The sequence below is a fragment of the Gracilibacillus saliphilus genome, from assembly GCF_010994085.1.
Classification (GTDB): domain Bacteria; phylum Bacillota; class Bacilli; order Bacillales; family Amphibacillaceae; genus Gracilibacillus; species Gracilibacillus lacisalsi.
This window is the reverse complement of record NZ_WJEB01000029.1, coordinates 22771-42834: the sequence shown is the minus strand read 5'-3', so window position 1 is coordinate 42834 and position 20064 is coordinate 22771. Positions and strand designations below refer to the sequence as shown.

At 37.5% G+C, this 20064-nt stretch carries 18 protein-coding genes; 4 read left to right on the top strand and 14 right to left on the bottom strand.

Annotated elements, in window-relative coordinates:
- Positions 1-12 precede the first annotated feature (12 nt).
- From GHT08_RS16195 to GHT08_RS16130, 14 genes are all read right to left on the bottom strand, one after another.
- Positions 13-1602 carry an ABC transporter substrate-binding protein gene (locus GHT08_RS16195; RefSeq protein WP_163582515.1) on the bottom strand — a complete coding sequence of 530 codons (1590 nt, stop codon included), beginning with the start codon at positions 1600-1602 and terminating at the stop codon, positions 13-15.
- A 60-nt stretch (positions 1603-1662) separates the two neighbouring features.
- Entirely contained in the window at positions 1663-2406 is a 744-nt protein-coding gene (larB, locus tag GHT08_RS16190; protein ID WP_163582514.1) for a nickel pincer cofactor biosynthesis protein LarB, read from the bottom strand.
- A gap of 67 nt (positions 2407-2473) precedes the next feature.
- Positions 2474-3937, bottom strand: a complete 1464-nt coding sequence (locus tag GHT08_RS16185) for a gluconokinase (protein ID WP_163582513.1) — start codon at positions 3935-3937, stop codon at positions 2474-2476.
- Between the two features lie 61 nt (positions 3938-3998).
- Complete coding sequence (gene larE / locus GHT08_RS16180; protein WP_163582512.1) at positions 3999-4799, bottom strand: ATP-dependent sacrificial sulfur transferase LarE; 801 nt, start codon at positions 4797-4799, stop codon at positions 3999-4001.
- Between the two features lie 56 nt (positions 4800-4855).
- Entirely contained in the window at positions 4856-5626 is a 771-nt protein-coding gene (locus GHT08_RS16175) for an SDR family oxidoreductase (protein ID WP_163582511.1), read from the bottom strand.
- A gap of 23 nt (positions 5627-5649) precedes the next feature.
- A complete protein-coding gene (locus tag GHT08_RS16170; protein WP_163582510.1) occupies positions 5650-6918 on the bottom strand; it encodes a nickel pincer cofactor-dependent isomerase, group 22 in 1269 nt (422 codons plus the stop codon).
- A gap of 127 nt (positions 6919-7045) precedes the next feature.
- The gene (locus GHT08_RS16165; protein WP_163582509.1) at positions 7046-7969 is read right to left on the bottom strand and encodes an AEC family transporter; all 924 of its coding nucleotides are present in this window, start codon (positions 7967-7969) and stop codon (positions 7046-7048) included.
- Between the two features lie 280 nt (positions 7970-8249).
- Complete coding sequence (locus GHT08_RS16160; protein WP_163582508.1) at positions 8250-9323, bottom strand: Gfo/Idh/MocA family protein; 1074 nt, start codon at positions 9321-9323, stop codon at positions 8250-8252.
- 125 nt (positions 9324-9448) lie between these two features.
- Positions 9449-10468 (bottom strand): Gfo/Idh/MocA family protein, encoded by a 1020-nt coding sequence (locus tag GHT08_RS16155; RefSeq protein ID WP_163582507.1) that lies wholly within the window; start codon positions 10466-10468, stop codon positions 9449-9451.
- Positions 10469-10484: 16 nt separating this feature from the next.
- Positions 10485-11645, bottom strand: coding sequence for a Gfo/Idh/MocA family protein (locus GHT08_RS16150; protein ID WP_163582506.1), 1161 nt, complete (start codon positions 11643-11645; stop codon positions 10485-10487).
- Between the two features lie 306 nt (positions 11646-11951).
- Positions 11952-12797, bottom strand: coding sequence for a carbohydrate ABC transporter permease (locus tag GHT08_RS16145; protein ID WP_202882533.1), 846 nt, complete (start codon positions 12795-12797; stop codon positions 11952-11954).
- A 2-nt stretch (positions 12798-12799) separates the two neighbouring features.
- Positions 12800-13729 (bottom strand): carbohydrate ABC transporter permease, encoded by a 930-nt coding sequence (locus GHT08_RS16140; protein ID WP_163582505.1) that lies wholly within the window; start codon positions 13727-13729, stop codon positions 12800-12802.
- Positions 13730-13814: 85 nt separating this feature from the next.
- Positions 13815-15188 carry an ABC transporter substrate-binding protein gene (locus GHT08_RS16135; RefSeq protein ID WP_163582504.1) on the bottom strand — a complete coding sequence of 458 codons (1374 nt, stop codon included), beginning with the start codon at positions 15186-15188 and terminating at the stop codon, positions 13815-13817.
- Positions 15189-15247: 59 nt separating this feature from the next.
- Positions 15248-15886, bottom strand: a complete 639-nt coding sequence (locus GHT08_RS16130) for a YesL family protein (protein ID WP_163582503.1) — start codon at positions 15884-15886, stop codon at positions 15248-15250.
- Between the two features lie 174 nt (positions 15887-16060).
- Between GHT08_RS16130 and GHT08_RS16125 the strand changes: the two genes are divergently transcribed.
- The 4 genes from GHT08_RS16125 to GHT08_RS16110 all read left to right on the top strand — a co-directional run bounded on the left by GHT08_RS16125 (position 16061) and on the right by GHT08_RS16110 (position 20055).
- The gene (locus GHT08_RS16125; RefSeq protein WP_163582502.1) at positions 16061-16798 is read left to right on the top strand and encodes a response regulator transcription factor; all 738 of its coding nucleotides are present in this window, start codon (positions 16061-16063) and stop codon (positions 16796-16798) included.
- The gene (locus GHT08_RS16120; protein WP_163582501.1) at positions 16795-18546 is read left to right on the top strand and encodes a cache domain-containing sensor histidine kinase; all 1752 of its coding nucleotides are present in this window, start codon (positions 16795-16797) and stop codon (positions 18544-18546) included. The genes GHT08_RS16125 and GHT08_RS16120 overlap by 4 nt, the downstream gene beginning before the upstream one ends.
- 356 nt (positions 18547-18902) lie before the next feature.
- Positions 18903-19550, top strand: a complete 648-nt coding sequence (locus GHT08_RS16115) for a TetR/AcrR family transcriptional regulator (RefSeq protein WP_163582500.1) — start codon at positions 18903-18905, stop codon at positions 19548-19550.
- Between the two features lie 217 nt (positions 19551-19767).
- Complete coding sequence (locus GHT08_RS16110; protein ID WP_238343598.1) at positions 19768-20055, top strand: DUF3817 domain-containing protein; 288 nt, start codon at positions 19768-19770, stop codon at positions 20053-20055.
- Positions 20056-20064 lie beyond the last annotated feature (9 nt).

Genomic DNA, 20064 nt, shown 5'->3' with positions numbered 1-20064 from the left:
CTCCTTTCTTTTCTATTCCATCACTTGCCATTCTGTAATAAAATCAGTAATTGGCCAGCCATGACCATGAGGTTGTACTTTTTGTTCACCTATCTTAATATTTTCGCTAACATAATAGATATGATTAAGATTCACGAGCCAAACCCATGGAGCATCTCCTAATGTACTCATACCTGTATTCCCATCCCATTGGGCTAATTTCCAATATTCATTGGCCTCTTCTTCTGTACTTGCATGAATTGCCTGCTCTAAATATTGATCTACTTGCTCGTTTTGATAATAGTTAGCATTATAGTAATCTATCCCTTGCATCGAGGAATGATATAAAGAATATAATTCAAGAGGGTCGTGACTCCCCCACCCCATCATGACAGGATTAGCATGCATTTCTTGTTCAATTTCATTCCAGCTCGCACCTTCCGTAATGACTTCTATACCAAAATCATTGATCATGTCTGCGAACACAAGAGATAAAGTTTGTCTCATTTGATCACCTGACGGATAATACAACGTCATACTAGCTTTTTGTCCATCTTTTTCAAAAATATTATCTTCTCCACGTTTCCAGCCTGCGTCTGTTAAAATTTGTTCGGCACGCTTTTGATCAGCATCTTCCATTGCTGTTTCCGAGTTACCCCAAGGTAAGTCATCTGTACTGGAATAAGCTACTGTTCCCTCACCATTTAACACTCCATCCACAATGACTTCTCGGTCAATCGCGTAGTTGAGTGCCTTTCTGATAGCAGGATCTGACGTTACCGGATTACCGACTTCCTCATCATCTTCATTTGTTGTTGGCTCCGGATATGGTAACATCACACCTCTATTATCTACACTTTGTAAGGAGATTTGCTTCATACCAGCAATTTCTTGATTGGCCATTGTAATCGGGACCGATAATACATCGACCTCCCCTGCTTTTGCTGCTGCTAGTGCTTGATCCTCTCCAGAAAATAAAAAGGTAAGCTTTTCAAATACAGGCTGATTTCCATAGTAGTGTGGATTTTTTTCAACGATTAATTGCTCTCCTTTGCGCCATTCCACTAATTGATAAGGTCCTGAACCAACTGGGTTTTCTGGATAATCCTCATCATAAGCATGTTCTGGAACAATCCCTAATCGTTGCAGCGTATATAAAAATGTTGATTGAGGCTGTGATAGGTGAAATGTAACTTGATAATCACCTTCTTTATCGATGTTTTCAAGGTCTGCTAAGTCGACAACCGATTGCGATTTTTTTGCTGTTTCATATGTAAAGATCACATCATCAGCTGTTACGGATTCACCATTAGAAAATGTTGCATCATCCCGAAGTGTCACTTCCCATGTTAATCCATCTTCTGATACCTGATAATCTGTTGCTAGATCATAGGTAACTTCCATTTCGCTATCTTGTTTTAATAATGTACTTTGAAAAAGCGGTGAGCCATATCTCCCCCAACCTGTTGTCGGGTCAAAACCACCCTCTGGTTCGCCACCAATTGCTAATGTTAATTCGTTTGCTTGATCTGCTTTTGCGTTTGTTTCAGGTGTTGGTTTATCGTTACATCCTACTAAAGCAAGAACAACGATTACTAACACAATGAAAACCAATTTCTTCATATAGATTGCCCCTTTTCTGAAAAGAAATAATGCTTTCGCTCCATTTTAGTAGAAACGAGTTCATGATTGATTGGCAATTCGGTGGATCATCACTGCATTATAGGCCCCGCCAAAGCCATTATCAATATTGACCACGCTAATTCCCGATGCACAAGAATTGAGCATCGTTAATAATGCCGATAGTCCCTGAAAATTAGCACCGTAACCAATACTTGTCGGTACTGCAATGATCGGGTGAGAAACTAGTCCTCCAACGACACTCGGTAATGCGCCTTCCATTCCTGCTACCACGACAGAAACCGTTGCTTCTCTTATTTCCTCAATATGTGCCATTAACCGATGAATCCCCGCAACACCAACATCATAAAAACGTCTAACTTCCACACCATAGGCTTCGGCTGTTTTTGCTGCTTCTTCTGCAACAGGCAAATCCGAAGTACCTGCACAAACGATGGCGATATAGCCATTATAATGATGAGATTCTAGACTAGTTTGCATAAATAGAGTTCTGCTTGTATGATCATATTGAAAATCAGGCAATCGCTCCATAATTACTTGTGCTTTTTCATATGTAACTCTTGTTATTAAAATATTCTCTTTTTTCGCCATCATTGCCCGGGAAATATCGATAATATGTGACGGTTCTTTTCCCTCGCCAAAAATCACTTCCGGGAAGCCTTGACGTTTTTTTCGATGGTGATCGACTTTGGCAAATCCGAGATTTTCAAATGTAGCAAGCTTTTCCTTCGCCTTATCAGGTGATAGCTCGCCATTAGCTACTTTTTGTAATATCTCTTCTAGCATTTCATCACATCCATAAACTGATACAAACATTTTTTATGGCCACTTTCGATGAATTTATGGCCACTTTTTAAAAATACTTCTCTATATCCTTAGCAATTTGCTGATATTTCTTAAATACCTCTTTATATCTTTCATGGTTTTCCATATTTGGTTTGACAACCTGATCAATTGGTATATTCTCTTTAATTTGTTCGAATGATTCTACTTTACCAATTGCTACGAGTGCTGTCCAGCTTGCTCCCCATGCCGCTCCATGGTGAGTGTCAGCTAATTGAATTTCCTTGCCAAATACATCTGCTAAAATTTGCACCCATAGAGGAGATTTCGATAATCCTCCATTCACGGAGATTGTCGTTGGAGCTCCGGCAATTTCCTCTAATGATTGACCGATTTGATACAAATTAAAAACGATTCCTTCTAGTACAGCTCGAACTAATTGCGGACGGCGATGGGTGATACTTAAACCATAAAAATTACCTCTCGCATTTTGATTCCAAACAGGTGCTCGTTCACCGTTCACATATGGAACAAAAAATAATCCATCTGCGCCAACTTCTACATTTTCTGCACCTGCTAAAAATTGTTCATGACTACCATCAAATTCCATCATATCCTTCAACCATTGTAAGGCAATCCCACCATTGTTTGTTGGACCACCGATGATCGAAGTGTCAGAAGTAAAGGCATAACTAAATGTTTCACCATTGTCATTTACATGTTGACCGGAAATCAATTGCCGGATTGCACCACTTGTCCCAACAGTTACCGCAACTTCTCCAGGCTTAATGGCTCCATTCCCAAGATTAGCTAGCTGTCCATCTGCGGCACCTATTACTAATGGTGTGCCTTTAGGCCAACCTAACTCGGCTTCGATATCCTCGTTTAAGCCTTCAACTACTTCAGTCGGTCCAACAATCGTTGATAATTGCGAACGTTTCACTCCGGCAAGCTCTAATGCTTCCTCTTCCCAATCTAATGATTTAACATTCATTAAACCGGTTGCAGATGCCATTGAATAATCTATCACACGTTTACCAAACCAATTAAATAGTAGATATTCTTTCAACGACATAAAATAGGCAGCCTGTTGATAAGGTTGATAATCATTTTCTTTCATCCACATTAATTTTAATAATGGTGACATCGGATGAATGGGTGTCCCCGTTTTACTATAGACACTCTTTTTAACAGCAGGATCTAGATTCGCAACTAATTCACTACTTCTACCATCAGACCAGATCGACATATCTGATAGTGGCCTGCCATCCTTATCTACACATATTAATGAGTGCATGGCACAGGAGATACCTACTGCTAATACATGTAGCTGTTTCGTTTTCGTAAAAACATCCTTTAATACTTCTCTTGTACTAGCTTCAATCTCTTCTGGCCTCTGTTCGACAAAAGATGGTCCTGGATAATACGTTTCAATTAATTGTTCTGCTTCTACTTTTACCTTGCCTTGTAAATCGAATGCTACTGCTTTTACACTTGTAGTCCCGAAATCAAGACCGATTACTACTTCCTCCATAATATCCCCCTTCACCCAGCTAGTAAAAGCTTTGGAAAAATCCAAAGCTTTTACCCCTTTACTATGATAGAGCGCGGTTCATACTACCGCTTTTATAACCTACTAAATCCATTGTAACAAATTTATAGCCATAGCTCTGTAATTTTTCCGTTACTCTTTGGTGATTTGCTAATAATTTCTGCATATCTTGTGGTTCTACTTCAATTCGTGCAATTTCTTCATGGGTACGAACTCTAACCTGGCGAATACCAATTGTTTTCAAGAAGGCTTCAGATTTCTCCACTTTCGTCAACTTCGCCTTTGTAATGGTTTCGCCATAAGCAATTCTTGAAGATAAACATGCAAAAGATGGTTTATCCCATGTTGGTAAGCTCATTTGTTTAGACAATTCACGAATTTCTTCTTTATATAAATCGGCTTCTTGTAATGGTCCACGTACACCTTGTTCCTTTGCAGCTCTCATCCCCGGACGATACTCGCTCATATCATCGGCAATGACACCATAGACAATGTTTTGAAATCCTTTCTCCTTCATAATAGGTACGAGATGCTCGAATAAACTGTTTTTACAGAAATAGCAACGGTTTTTATCATTTTCTGTATAACCAGGAATCGCTAGCTCACTCGTTTCAATCACCTGATGTCTAGCACCAATATGCTCAGCTAGTCGTTTCGCTTCTTCTAATTCACTAGTTGGGTATGTTTCAGAATCAGCCGTAACTGCCAGAACGTTATCGACACCTAAAGTATCCACCGCTACTTTCAACAAAAAGGTACTGTCTACACCACCTGAAAAAGCCACCACTACTTGCTTCATTTCCTGGAGAATAGATACTAACTTTTGATGCTTTTGCTCATGCATGTTCTATCTCCCTCCCTTACGCGGTTTGTTAACACCTTGCTCACCATCTCTTTATATTATATCGTCATGCTGCCAAATCCACCATCAACGCGGAGTAATTCACCAGTAACAAAACCACTTGCTTTATCAGACGCAAGATAGACTGTTGCACCTTGTAATTCTTCTGGATCGCCAAAACGTTTAATCGGTGTATGATCCATAATAGATTGAACACGATCTTCACTTAGAATTTTACGATTTTGTTCGGCAGGGAAGAACCCTGGAATAATCGCATTTACTCGAATATTATGCGGAGCAAATTCACGTGCTAAGTATTGTGTTACACTATTGATTGCTGCTTTTGATGCAGAATACGTAAACACTTTAGATAATGGTGTGGTAGATGATACAGAAGAAATATTAATAATACTTCCACCCCGCTGCTGTTCTACCATTTTCTTCGCAAAAATTTGCGTAGCAAAGACAATACCTTTTAAATTCACATCCATAATTTTATCCCATTCTTCTGTTGTTAGTTCTAGATAGGGTGTAGTACTATTCATACCTGGCGCATTAAGGAGAATATCCCATCCTCCTGACCACTCTTCGATTTCTGTTGCTACGTTTTCTACTGTAGAAAGATCGCTTACATCAGCTTTAAAAGCTTTTGCTTCGCCGCCAGCATGTTCTATTTCTTTCACAACTTCCTCTGCCGTATCAAGGTTACGACCAACAATAGCTACTTTCGCTCCATGTTCTGCTAACCCTTTTGCCATGGAACCACCTAACGTACTATTACCTCCAAGTGCAACTGCTACTTTCCCCGTCAAATCAAATAATTTACTCATTAATATTCTTTCCCCTCTCTCGCTTATTTTAGATTTCCTTCCTCATTAAATGACAAGTCGTATAAGACTGATAATTTCTCGATACTCTCATGCTTTTCCACATCTTCCAACATATTTTCAGATACTTCGATCACCCCAATTTCTAGTGTGTTTTTAATACGAACTACTCTAGCTTTGGTAAAATCTAATATATTACATGTTTTGATTGCTGCTTGAATCGCTGTTTTGTCATTAGGCATTGCTGTCGAAATATGTGTCGGGCCAACAACGGTAGAAGTTAGTCCATTGGCATAAGTTGCCTCACGATTCATTTTGTCTACTAATTTTTGTGTCGTAAAATCAGCAGTACCGACACCATTGGCATTCCCTTCTGTTTCTGGCGTTAGATCGAGAACGACCATTTTCGTTACATCAGGACCACCATACGCATACGGTGTTGGATAGCGTCCAGTAATATTCGGATCCATTCCATCACCACTGATGTTTTTACCGATTTCATCGATAATCAATACGTCAATCTGGTCAAAGAAAAGCTTTGGTAGGGACTCTTTAGCAAGCTTTTGTAGTTCTGGTTCCCGTTCTTCAATTTCTTCTGGTAATAGAACTTCTAATTCAGCAACTTTATCAAATGCATTTTCCACTGTCGCAACACTAAACATAATTGGCATTTGATCGATAATGATTTTTGCCATAGCTGGTACGTGCTCTGCCATATGTTTAAAACCTAATTGATGGCAGGCTTCTGCACCTTTTTGCTTCCCTAATCCAATACTAATCATTTTCATAATGCCACTTTCGACTGGACCACGGAAGGCAGTATGTGGTTTTACTCGATTAATGACAACAATGCCATCTGCCTCAGAAGCTATCTTATCAATGTAAATAGGTAATCCATTTTCTAACTCATCAATTTTTATGACTTCCATCGATGAACGAATTTCTGCGCCAACTACCTCTTCTTTAACACCGAGATGCTCTAGTACGGCCTTTTGCCCTGGACCTGTTGCACCACCATGACTACCCATACAAGGCACTATAAAAGGTTTGGCACCATGTTCTTTTAGAAAATCTATCGTCACTTTTGTCGTCTCCACCAGACGATCAAGTCCTCGGCTACCTACTGCAACTGCCACTTCCATTCCAGGTTTAATTTGATTCGCAATATCTTTTTGTTTTAATTGCTTATTCAATTCTGCACCTAAGTCATCTATTTGTTGATCATCAAAATATTGCTTCACTTTCATCATTTTAGGAATCGGAATATCTTCCACTAATTCATGTAAAATCCCCATCTGATTCACTCCTTTTTTTGATTAATATGATACCGCTTAACTATTTTGTTTGGCGCACCATTAATTATTTTCCTTTAGCAATCGTGTGACATCATAAATCGTCGAAGTAACTTTTGTACGCCTGTACTTAAAACAGTAACTGCGCAACATAGACGGTTGCTGTGACAGTGAGCATGCTTGCGATAGTGGAGAATAATACAGTTTGTGCAGCTAAGTCCGGATGACTTTTGTATTCTTCTGCGATAACGGCACTGTTAACGGAAGTAGGCATTGCTGAAGCAATCAATAAGGCTTGTGCCATCATGCCATCCAATTGAAACAAACTAATAATGATAAATGCCACAACCGGACCACCAATCAAACGTAATGTAATACTTGCATAAACCGTATATAACCCCTTTTTAAACTTCATTCTAGCTACTTGTGCACCAAGTGTTATTAATGCAAGTGCTATCATCGCATCAGCTATGTAATTGGCTGATACCGCAATTGGCTCAGGAATTGGAACATCCCATGCATTCAACAAAACCCCTGAAAGCATCGCATATAACACAGGCATTTTAAAATAACCCATTGCTGCCTTCCATTTTCCATCCTTTGTTGCTCGCAAGGAGAAAATCCCATAGGAAAAAAGAAAAATATTTTGCAAGGTTAACACAATAACTTGAATCGACATGGCATAAGGATCAGCGCGAAAAACTAAATCATTTACTGGTACACCATAATTGCCTGAATTAAAAAACATCACGCTATTAGCAAATGTTGTCCTTTTTCCACCATTTATCTTCATTAACTTGGCAATGGTTATCGCTGCTAAATAGAGCAAAAAAACAAGTAATAAGAAGAATGCTAATACATGTGCGAAAAGCTGGAGGCTAAAAGTCGCCTCATATAATCTCACAAAAATAAAACCTGGTACAACAAAATAAATATTTAATTTTGCTAAGGTTGCTAAATCCAATGTAAATTTAAGATGTAAATAAAACCCAATCGCTAATAAAATAAAAATAGGGAGAATTACATCTTTAAAGATGACTAGAAACTCTGTCAAATGCTCACTCCCTTTTTATAACAACGTTGTTATTTTGATTTTATCACATAATTTTGGAAAAAGGAATATGATTTTTTGATAACGGTCAGTAGTTTTTTTTCGAGAAAAAAGCAAGGTGAAAATGCGATTAGGTTTGATCCATTCGCTGGGAGAACGATTTTTTTCACGCTCTCGCTTCCTTTAGATAGGTTCGATTCATCATTTTTTCTATGTAAGAAACGAAAAGGACTGCCCAAAAGTTATGTACGATAACTTTTGGAACAGCCTCTTCAAGTTTTCTTTATGTTACGTTTATCGCTTGTTCTTGAGCTTTCAGGCATAATTCAGCTGCTTTGAATGCGTGTTTTTGTGTCATCGCATTCTCAGTACGATGCATACAATCTTTAATCAATTCACCAAAGAATGGGAAACCTACTTTTCCATTCAGGTCAAAGTGTTTTTCCCCTTCTTGATTCACAAGATAAAGCTGATTTCCACCTCTATCAGTCGCTAAATCAACATACTTGCGAATTTCAATCGTTCCATCTGTACCAACGATAAACATTCTTCCATCTCCCCAAGTACTTAAGCCGTCAGGGGTAAACCAATCGACACGGAAAAATTGTGTTGCTCCATTATCTCCCCGTAATGTGGCATCACCGTAATCTTCCAACTCAGGATAATCAGGATTATCATAATTGCCAACTTTACTGTGTAATACTTCTGCATCTTCACAGCCTGTATAAAATAAAAATTGCTCAATTTGGTGGCTGCCTATGTCGCATAAGATGCCGCCGTACTTCTCTTTTTGGAAAAACCAATCTGGTCTACTCGGTGCATTTAAGCGGTGTGGACCAAAACCGGTAACTTGAATCACTTTACCGATCGCACCTTGTTCAATTAGTTGCCCGGCAAAAACCGCACTCTCCACGTGCAACCTTTCACTAAAATAAACCATATATTTTTGTCCTGTTTCTTCTACTACCTTTTTGGTTTCTTCTAATTGTTCGAGGGTTGTGAATGGTGTTTTGTCTGTGAAGTAATCTTTCCCCGCTCTCATAACACGATTGCCTAAGGTACTTCTCTCCGATGGAATGGCTGCTGCTGCAACAAGCTTCACTTCTTGATCGTCTAACACTTGTTCTAAAGACTCTGCTTGTTGGGCTTGTGGAAATTTTTTTAGAAAATTATCTACCTTTTCTTGATCTGGATCATAAACCCACTTTAAAGTAGCGCCAGCTTCCAATAGTCCATTACATTGTCCGAAAATATGTCCATGGTCTAATCCTGCTGCTGCAAAGACAAATTCTCCTTCTTTGACAACTGGATTCGGCTTTCCTTTTGGTGCATAATTCATACCATCTGCTTTACTCATTCCACTAACACTCCTTACATCTATTAATCTACTATCTATTGTAAGTGTTTTCAGATAATTTTCCTAATAAAAACATTTATCATGGTGCTAAACGTCTGTAAATCCGCACTGATCATAGTTTCACATTACGTTTGATCATGAAAAAGGTTCATCTTCATTGTTTGTTTCGCATCTGAGGATTCCCGAATTAAATGAATCATTTCCATCGAAGTTTGTGCGTCTCTGGCATGAATGTAATCATTACTATCATGGAAAATTGCTTGGTAAAATTGATCGATCAATTTTGCATGACTTGCTCCATAATAAAATTTTGTGCCTGGTAATTTTCGGTCTTCCACCAATTTCACTGCCTTACCATTATCATTCATTATCGTTAAAATACTGTCTTTTATCGTCAATTTTGTGTTCTCTAAGATAACTTGCAACTCAACAGATGAGTTCTCGGCATGAGAATTAGTCGCAAAAAAGAGACCTGTGGCACCATTTTGAAATTTTATATGAGCTGTTGCAGTATCCTCCACCTCATACCCATAATCTAGTAAACAATCGATCGAGCCTCGAATACTATCTATTTTACCACCCAACCATTGTAAAAGGTCTAGTGTATGAATGGCTTGATTGATCATGACACCGCCCCCGGCCAATTCCATCGAACCACGCCACAGCTTTACGTCATAGTAGGATTTAGGACGATGCCATGTGACAATTCCCTTTAACCCTTTTACCTCCCCGTATTTACCACTAGCCATAATTGATGCTAGTTCTTCCACGGTTTCATTCAGCCGATTTTGAAGACTGACACATATTTTCACATCAGGGTGTTTCTCTTCCAACTCTACGATGGCACGGCTGTCTTTTACATGATGTGCAAGAGGCTTCTCTAACATTACATGCACGCCGTTTTCTACAACTGCTTTTGTTGCTGGATAATGTAAATAGTGTGGCAAACAAATATGGACACAATCAAGGACTATTTCGTCTAACATTGCGTGATAATCTGTAAAAAAAGGAACTCCTTTCACACTATGTTCTAATGATCGGTCTATATCACAAACTGCTGCTAATTCAGCATGTGCATTTTCGTTAATCGCCTCTATATGAATCTTTGAAATATCACCAAGGCCAATAATTCCCACTCGCAGCACAATATCACACCCTTTGTCATGAATGAATGTTTGATCTGATTTCTTGCTCTCTTAATTTGTTTAATTCTTCTAGATATTGATTTTCATCGATTGGCAAGGTTACTTCTTTATTCAACCAGCTGGATAGGTGCATGGCATTTGCTAGTTCCACTCCATGAATACCATCACTTCCTGGTGCAATCAATGGGGTTCCATCTAAAATATTGGCAGCGAAATTTTTTAGAACAGCAATGTGTTGCCCGCCCCACACACTATCAAAATTTAACACTTCCTCTTGATAGATTGCTCCCGGTCCTTCTCCTTGGAATAATTTCGACACTTCTTGCATCGACATGGTGTCGCTCATTTCTTTTTCTGGTTTATTCAATCGTTTAATCGTTACTTTTTTACTGTCATCTACAACAATTTTTCCTTGATCGCCATGAATTTCTAAACGATCTGTCCCCATTACATCATGGGTACAAGTAATAAATACACCTGTTGCACCGTTACCGTAATCTAATATCGTTGTTACATCATCTTCTACAGGAATGTTTCGTTGGTAGCCGTATTGTGCCTTCGTGTAGACTTTTTCTGGCATACCACAAATCCATTGCAATAAATCAATTTGGTGTGGTGCCTGGTTCACTAATACACCGCCACCTTCACCATCCCATGTCGCTCGCCATGAACCCGCATCATAATAACCTTGTGGACGCCACCAGGTCGTAATAATCCAGTTTGTCCTTCTAATATTTCCTATTTCTCGATTATCAATGATTTCTTTTACTTTTTGATAAAGAGGATTGGTTCGCTGATTAAACATAATTGCGTAAGTTACATCTGGTTTAGTTTTGGCGAATTCATTGATTTCCTTGACTTGTTTAGTATATACACCTGCTGGCTTCTCCAAGAGTGCGTGAATATCACGTTCAAGGGCTTCGATTCCCATTTCTGGATGTAAGTAATGTGGGACACAGGTTACAATCGCGTCAACATTTCCGCTATTTAACATTTCGATATAATCTTGATAAAAAGGCACTCCGGGAAATTCCTGATCTGCGCGTTTTTTCTTTTCAGGATCGTTATCACAGATTGCGCCAATCTCGATATTGCTAATACGACCTTCTCTGATCATATTTCCATAAGCTCCACCTTGCTGACCTAAACCAATAATTCCTAATCTCACTTTTGTCATTTGTTTGTCACTCCTTCTATATAGTGCTAGAAAAATAATAAAACGCTTTCAACTTTAACTTTACACTGTTGTAATGTGATGATGCAATTTTCCTACTTCATCTCGCTAAGTGGTAAACAGCTCATCGTCTTACTTTATTGTATGGTAAGCGGCAGGTTAATAAAATAGCTCATATTGTTTTATTTTAGAATGATTTTGACTGAGAGTGTACTTGGTTAGACAACTAGAAAATTGGTTTCGCAATAAAGATGCTTCATTTCGCATTAAACAGACGGGATTTCGCAATAAAGAAAAGTAGTAACAACTTCATCCCTTCACACTCCCTGCTGTAATCCCCTCCACTAAGTACTTTTGAAAAAACAAAAACACTAATAATTGCGGTACAATCGATGCGACAGACATGGCAAACATTGGACCCCATGCAGATAATGAAGATGGATCTGAAAACATTTGTAAGCCAAGCGCAACCGTATATAATTCTGTATCATTTAAATAGACTAACGGTGTCATAAAGTCATCCCACGTCCAATAGAAAGAAAAGATTGCCACTGTAGCTAGTGCCGGTGTTGTCAGCGGTAGAATAATCCGCCAAAAAATTTGAAAAGTGCCGGCTCCGTCCATATAGGCAGCTTCATCCAACTCACGTGGAATACCACGAATAAATTGAATCATCAGGAAAATAAAGAACGGTATTCCACCAATAAATGATGGAACAATCAACGGCAGATAAGTGTTTACCCAGCCTAAATTGTGAAACAAAATATATTGCGGAATCAACGTGACCTGTTGCGGTAACATCAAGGTCACAATCATACAAACAAATAAAATAGTACGAAAGCGAAACTGGATCCGAGCGAAACCAAAGGCTACTAAAGTGGAGGAAAATAATGTTCCGATCACTACCATCGTCGTCACAAAGGTAGAGTTAATAAAGAATGTTGAAAAGGATAGATTACCAAACCCTTCCCAGCCTTTTGTAAAGTTTCCCCACATCCATTCGGAAGGAATCAAAGAAGCAGCATTTCTAAAAATCTCTGATTCTGGTTTTAAGGAACTTGCTATTGTCCATAGAATCGGATAAATCATGATAAAACCTAGCAACCAGATAAAGCCGTGATAGACAATGGTTTTTCGCATTCTTCTTTTCTGCACGGTTAGTTACCTCCTTCCGACTCGTAATAAACCCAGCTCTTCGCTGTTTTAAAAATAAATGCTGTAAATACGGCACATATAATTAATAAAACCCAAGCTAATGCGGAAGCATAGCCCATATCAAAATGAGCAAATGCTTTTTCATATAAATATACCGCGTAAAATAACGTTCGATCCATTGGACCACCATTCGTAATCAGAAAACTTTGGGTAAAAGCCATAAACCCTTGAATCGTCTGCATCACTAAATTGAAGAAAATAACAGGTGACAACATCGGTAACGTAATCTTGATAAACTGAAGAAACGGACTGGCGCCATCAACTGCAGCTGCTTCGTATAGTTCATACGGAATTGCCTTAAGTCCTGCTAGAAAGATCAACATCGGTGATCCAAACTGCCAAACTACTAATATAATCAAAGTCGATAACGCGTAGTATGGATGCGTTACCCAACTAGTACCTTCGAATCCAAAAAAAGCTAAAATATCATTTATTGCACCGTCTCTGCCAAATAACTGTCTCCACACTACAGCAATCGCTACACTCCCACCGAGTATGGAAGGAACATAATACATCGTACGATAAAGGCCAATGCCTTTTCTTTTCGTATTAAATAACATCGCCACAAATAACGCAAAGGCTAACTTCAATGGTACCGAACCAAACACAAAGATAAAGGTAACTTTTAATGCTTGGATGAAGCGTTCATCATTGGTAAACATATTCGTATAATTATCTAACCCGATCCATGTCGGAGTAGATAATAAGTCATAGTCGGTAAATGAGAAATATAATGATGCGAGCATCGGTCCGACAATAAAACCGAGAAAACCGATTAACCAAGGCGATATAAATGAAAAGCCAATTATATCTATCGAAGTTTGAGACCTTAATTTCCTCAGTTTCTTACCATTTGTACTATTTTCCCTCATCTGTCACACCTCCTGAGTCAGTAGGCAAGCCAGCTTAGGATGGCTTGCCGCAGAACTTTTTATCACAGTGCTAATAAGTCTATCTTTATTCGTTTTTCGCTAGAATTTCACTGGCTTTTTCCCTGAAATTGGCTGCTGCTTCTTCTGGTGTCGTTTGATCGTAATAAATCGCATGCTCTACTTCATTTTCGTATAACGTTAAAATCTCTGTAGCCCCTTCTGGCTCAGGTGGATCGATTGGCTTTGAATAATCTTGTGCCAATTCTACGAAATCAAACATTTTTACCCCAACTGAATCTTGTAAATCACGCAGGTGATCACGTACAGCAGTTGCGATCGGTACCCCGCGTTCAGCATTTAAGACTTCATTCACTTCTAAATTATTCGTAATATAGCTAATAAACTTCGCTGCTTCTTCTTGTTCTTTTGAATGCGTTGTTACCGAGAAAAATTGACTTGGTTTTAAGAAATGTCCATGTTCTCCACCCTCTAAAACAGGACTGAGACTTAATTCTAAAGAACGACCAGCTGCAGATTCTAATGCAACGATTTGATTACTGTAGATATCAAGGAACATTGCTGTTTCACCATTTACTATCGGCTGTTGTTCTATATTAGATCCTGCATCCATAAACACATCTGCTGGTGCCGCCGCTCCTGATTCCAGCATATCAACCGTCAATTGCAAATAATCGATGAGTAATTGATCATCTTCATAACCTAGCGCCGTCCCTTCTTCATTAAATAAGGACACACCATTTTGTCGTAAATAGTGTCTAAGGTTATTGACTCCTGCAAATGGCTGTATTCCATAGGCACCATCGAGATTTTCCGATAATTCAACCGCAAAACTTTTTAAATCTTCATAAGTGTAACCTGGCTCTGGTTCTGGTACTCCTGCTTCCTCGAACATTTCCTTATCATAGGCAGCACCGTGAACATTTGCTCCTAAATTAACAGCATATAATCCACCCTCTACCTTTCCACCGTCTAGATAGATATCATCGACATCACTTAAATCTAATGTGCCATCTTCAACAAAAGGATTTAAATCCACTAATAAATCTCTGCCAACATATTCTGTCAAATAGGCATAATCCATTTGCACAATATCAGGCATATTCCCTCCGGCTGCTTGTGTCGCCATCTTCTCCCAATAACCATCCCAGCCGGTAAATTCCGGTGAAATCTTGACGTGAGGATTTTCTTCTACATACATATCAATCGCTTCCAGTGTACGATTGTGTCTGTCTTGTGAACCCCACCATAAAATCCGTAGCTCAACTTCTGCATCTTCATCCCCCACCGCTTCTTCTGATCCAGTCTGTTCTGTCGCATCATCCACTTGATCTGCATTGTCATCACCATCATCTGATCCACCGGAACTGCAGGCTGTTACAAAACTACACAATAAGAACAACAAGATAAACAAAAATAAAAAAATCCATTTCTTTTGCATAATATTTCTCCCCTTTTTCATTTTTATAGAAAACAATCACCTGTAGTGTCATTGTTTTATCACACCGTTTTAGCAAGCTTTTGTTGATAAGTCTTTACTCGATCTATTGCTTGTAAGGAAATAATCATGATCATATAAAAGCTGAGACTGATCCCAATTGAAAACAAAACTTGCGGAAAATAAAGGGAAATATACACCATCCCCCAGGTTGAAAAAGCCATCCCGATTGTTTTCAACGGGTTTAACATCGCAATAATAAAGGCGTATTTGATATAACCAAACAATTTTAATCGGTAAGATACATAAATCGGAACAATATATAAAACAGTAATCATAAACCAAACAGATAAAATAAAAATAAAAACACTGATAATCTGAAATAATACGCCACCTTGCTCAATAAAGAACTTCAAATCAAAATAGATAAGACTTCCTATTAACGTCAATACAATTGCTAATAGATTTGACTGAATAAAATGCTGTTTAAAGCTGCGCCAGTATTGATAAAAAACAGATGAGATGTGAACCTCCTCCAGCCAGCATTTTTGAATTTTACATAAAGCAACAGTCGCTGGTACAACTCCAAATATTCCTAATCCAACAAGTGAAAACAATAACCATAACAAGTTGAGGTAAACAAGTTTTATCAGTCCCTCACAGAATTTACGCACTACTTCCGTTAGCGCTACTGCATTCATTACTTCACCTCGTTTCTTCAGTAAACACCTTGTGTTAGGACTATTATAGTAAGCGTTTTCAAGATTAGGAAGTAGCTTGAACAATGAAATTAGGCATTCTATTTATCTACCCTGTCAAAAAGGTATCCTTTTTTACGATCGATAAACATAAGATACTTTTAGGGGGGAATAGTGATGTATAAAATGATCATTGTCGATGATGAAGCCGAAATACGAATTGGATTAGCGAATTATTTCCCTTGGAATCAACTTGGGTTTGAGGTTGTATATCAATGTGTGAATGGCAAGCAAGCATTGGAGTATATTGAGCAAAACGAAATCGACCTGATCTTAACAGATATTCGTATGCCGCTAATGGATGGAATTGAATTGGCTAAGGAACTCCATAAACAAAAATCTATGGTTTACATCATTTTTTTAAGTGCGTATCGGGATTTCCAATATGCGAAAGAAGCTTTGAAATATGGAGTTAAAGACTATATTGTAAAACCTGGAAAATTTGAAGAGATACAGGAAGTATTTACTGCTGTAAAAATTCAAATGGACAAAGAGTGGATTCACCATCACAAAAAAGAAAATTACATCGGCAATATTATTCAGACGATCGAGGAATATATTAAAAAAAATTATGCAGATATTTGTTTAGACGACATTGCTCATGTATTAAAAATGTCTCCTAATTATATCAGTAGGCTATATAAAGAAAAAACAGGCGATAACATTTCCCACTTTATTACGAAAACACGAATGGAAAAAGCAGCTGAGTTGTTAAGGGATTATCATTATAAAACTTATGAAATTAGTGAAGCAGTCGGTTATCATAACCCGAAGAATTTCACCAGAACTTTCAAGAAATATTATGGTGTCACCCCAAGGGATTTTAGAAACGCGAATATGGAGAGCACAAAATGAACAACAAAATTTTAATTAAAAACATTTTATTGTTTGTTTTTCCTCTTTTGATTCCTGTTTTTATCCTTGGCTCGTTTGCAATATTCATTACCGACAAATATATGCGGGAATCGATTCAGAGTAATCATACCAATGTCTTACAGCAAATTGAACAACAAACAAATACGATACTTAATGAAATGTACTTGTTAAACCTCGATTATAATTGGAATCCGGAAATCATTTTATCCTTACAAAATATATTTGATGCTGATTCTTTTGCTTACGACCAAGTAAAGAATGCAAACTATCAGGAAGGGACTATTAGAAGAAAAGAAATCGCTACACCATATATTCAATCGATTTATATATACTACCAAAACCAACATAATCGTGTCTTAACATCGAGATACGGCATAACCGAAGTGGAAGAAATGCCTGATGCTTCCTGGTTGCAAGAGTTTGATGAAACTTCTACTACGGAAGATATTTGGATAAAAAACCGGCAAATTCCAGACTATTCATTCACCAAACAAGAACCAGTAATCAGTGTATTTCGAAATGTGTTCAAATCCAATTCACAAACTTCGGAAGGGCTGATTGTCTTAAATATTTATCAGCGGTACTTTTCCAATTTAATCAAAGAGTTAAACAACTATCACCACCAAAGTATCTTTGTCTTGGATGAAAACAATCATAAATTGTTTGGTAACAGTATGAGTAATTCAATCGATCCGGAACATTTTTTACTTCCGAGTAACCGTTCCACCTATGAGGTCACTATAGATAAAACAGCATATATTGTGAATCAACTTGCCTCCGACAACTATGGTTTGCGCTATTTTTCACTCGTCGAAAAGGCCGAAATTTACAGGATACCCAATCAATTACGATTATTGACATTGATTTTTGTCCTTTTATCTTTAATGCTCGGAACGACAACGATCTATTATTTAACTCGTAAAAATGCGCGTCATGTCAGTGATATTATTTCGATGTTACATACATCCAATCAGGATGAAGAAGCATTAATCAAAAATATATCGTTCAAAGATAACGAATACCAACTAATTGTTCGTAAACTTTTGAAGAATTTTATAGCTAAAAAGAATTTAGAAATGGAATTACACGAAAAGAAATACCAGTTTCAAGAAGCCGAATTATCGGCATTACAAAATCAGATTAATCCTCACTTTCTTTCGAACACCTTAGCAATCATTTATTGGAGAGCAATGGCATTGACAGGCAAACCGAACAAGGTAACACAAATGCTGGAAACATTAACAGATATATTAGATTTCTCTTTACGGATTAAACACCATACCGTGACGCTTGCAGAAGAAATTCATCATACCAAAAACTACTTAGATATTATTCATATTCGTTCTGATCATGGTTTTACAATCGATTGGGATTACGATGAGCGTATCCTTCATGAACAAGTACTGAAATTTATTTTGCAACCAATTGTTGAAAATAGTATCACACATGGTTGTGACGGTGACAAAAATATTCGGATTAAAATCAAAATTAGAAAAAGAGCAGATAAAATCCGATTTACGATTATTGACAATGGAATAGGTATGTCGAAAGAAAGAATGAAAGAGTTATTGGAAGAACATGATAAAAATGAATATATCACCAACCACATTGGCTTAGCTAATATTAAAAAGCGGATTTCATTACTTTTTAATAACCAATATCAATTTATCATCCGCAGTAAGAAAGGTTGGGGGACAGTTGTCGTGATAGAGCATCCGATTCCATAACTGCAAAATATCAATTGAATGATCATCATCCGCTTTCGCTATTACCGATTTGAACTGAACCTGTTTATAAATTGTACGAGGGTTTACATGTGATATTTTTTATTTTCTTCTTATAATTTTCAAACTGTATCCGATATAATAAATACCGTTTCTCTTATTCATTCAATCAGATACTCTTACACATGGCATATGATTAGCCATACCGACTCCTTTGTGACATGTTCCGTGTTTTCCACAAGGAGTTTTCTATTAATAAAGCATAAAACTATTTATTTAGATAAATAATAATGAAAGATATTTCCATCTACTTCCTGTTTCACAGATTGTCTAAAAAATCATAAAAAGGAGTAACAAAAGTGCCGAACGAGACTTTTTTTAACTTGCCTAAGGAAAAGAAACAAAAATTACTAGACGCGCTTCATCGAGAATTTACGAAAGCTCCATTAGCTTCAGCGTCGATTGCTAAGATTATTGCTTATGCAGAAATTCCCCGAGGCAGCTTTTATCAATATTTTACTGATAAAGAGGATGCTTATTTTTATATTTTTAATCAACAAACAAGTTTAGCTATGGAAAAATTTTTATGTATTCTTCAAAGTAATAATGGGAATCTATTTGATACTTGCATCGAATTTTACCGATTGATCGTGGAAGAACAATTTACTTTTTTTCGAAATGCACTTTTAAACATGAATTCTAAGATTGAAGAGGCATTATCAGGTATCTTTGCTAGTAAGGAAAAGCTTGATCATTTTCATCAAGTGCAAAATCAATTAGATTTAGCTTCTTTAAAAATTGAAAATGAAGAAGAATTATTTCAATTAATGAAAATGATTTCAGCTATTACATTTCATAATATTATTGAAAAGTTCTCGAAAGACCTTCCATTAGACGAATCGATTCATAATTACCAAGCACAATTACAATTCATCAAACATGGTGTATTACAGCAAGATGTTTGCTATAATAATAAGAAAAGCGAAAAGCTCCCGATTAAAACGTAGCGACTTCAAAATCAACTAAGATAAAGGAATCACAGTGTGTTTACGAACCGATGATGACTTAGCGTATGGTGATTCGTGAAGTCGCCTAGTTTCTGGCTGCTCGGAGCTAGTGATCTTCGTTTATAGCTTGCATACTCTATTAAATTAAGTGAGATTTTCCTCACTGGGAATTTATTTAACACCGTGATAAATGGCTAAGGGAGGGTCTAGAAGAACATTGAAGGATATTAAACGTTTCCGAATACTTGGTATTATAGAAGGAACATCACTAGTAATCTTACTCTTTCTTGCAATGCCATTAAAGTATTGGGCTGGTTTACCAGAAATCGTTACTGTTGTCGGAAGTATTCATGGAGCTTTGTTTATTGCATACATACTCTTTACATTGTACACCACATACAAAGTACGTTGGTCATTTATCTGGTTATTTAGTGCCATTGCAGTCGCCTTTATTCCATTTGGAAATTTTGTATTAGACTGGCGTATCCAAGCAAAGTATAGTTAGAGCGAGGGA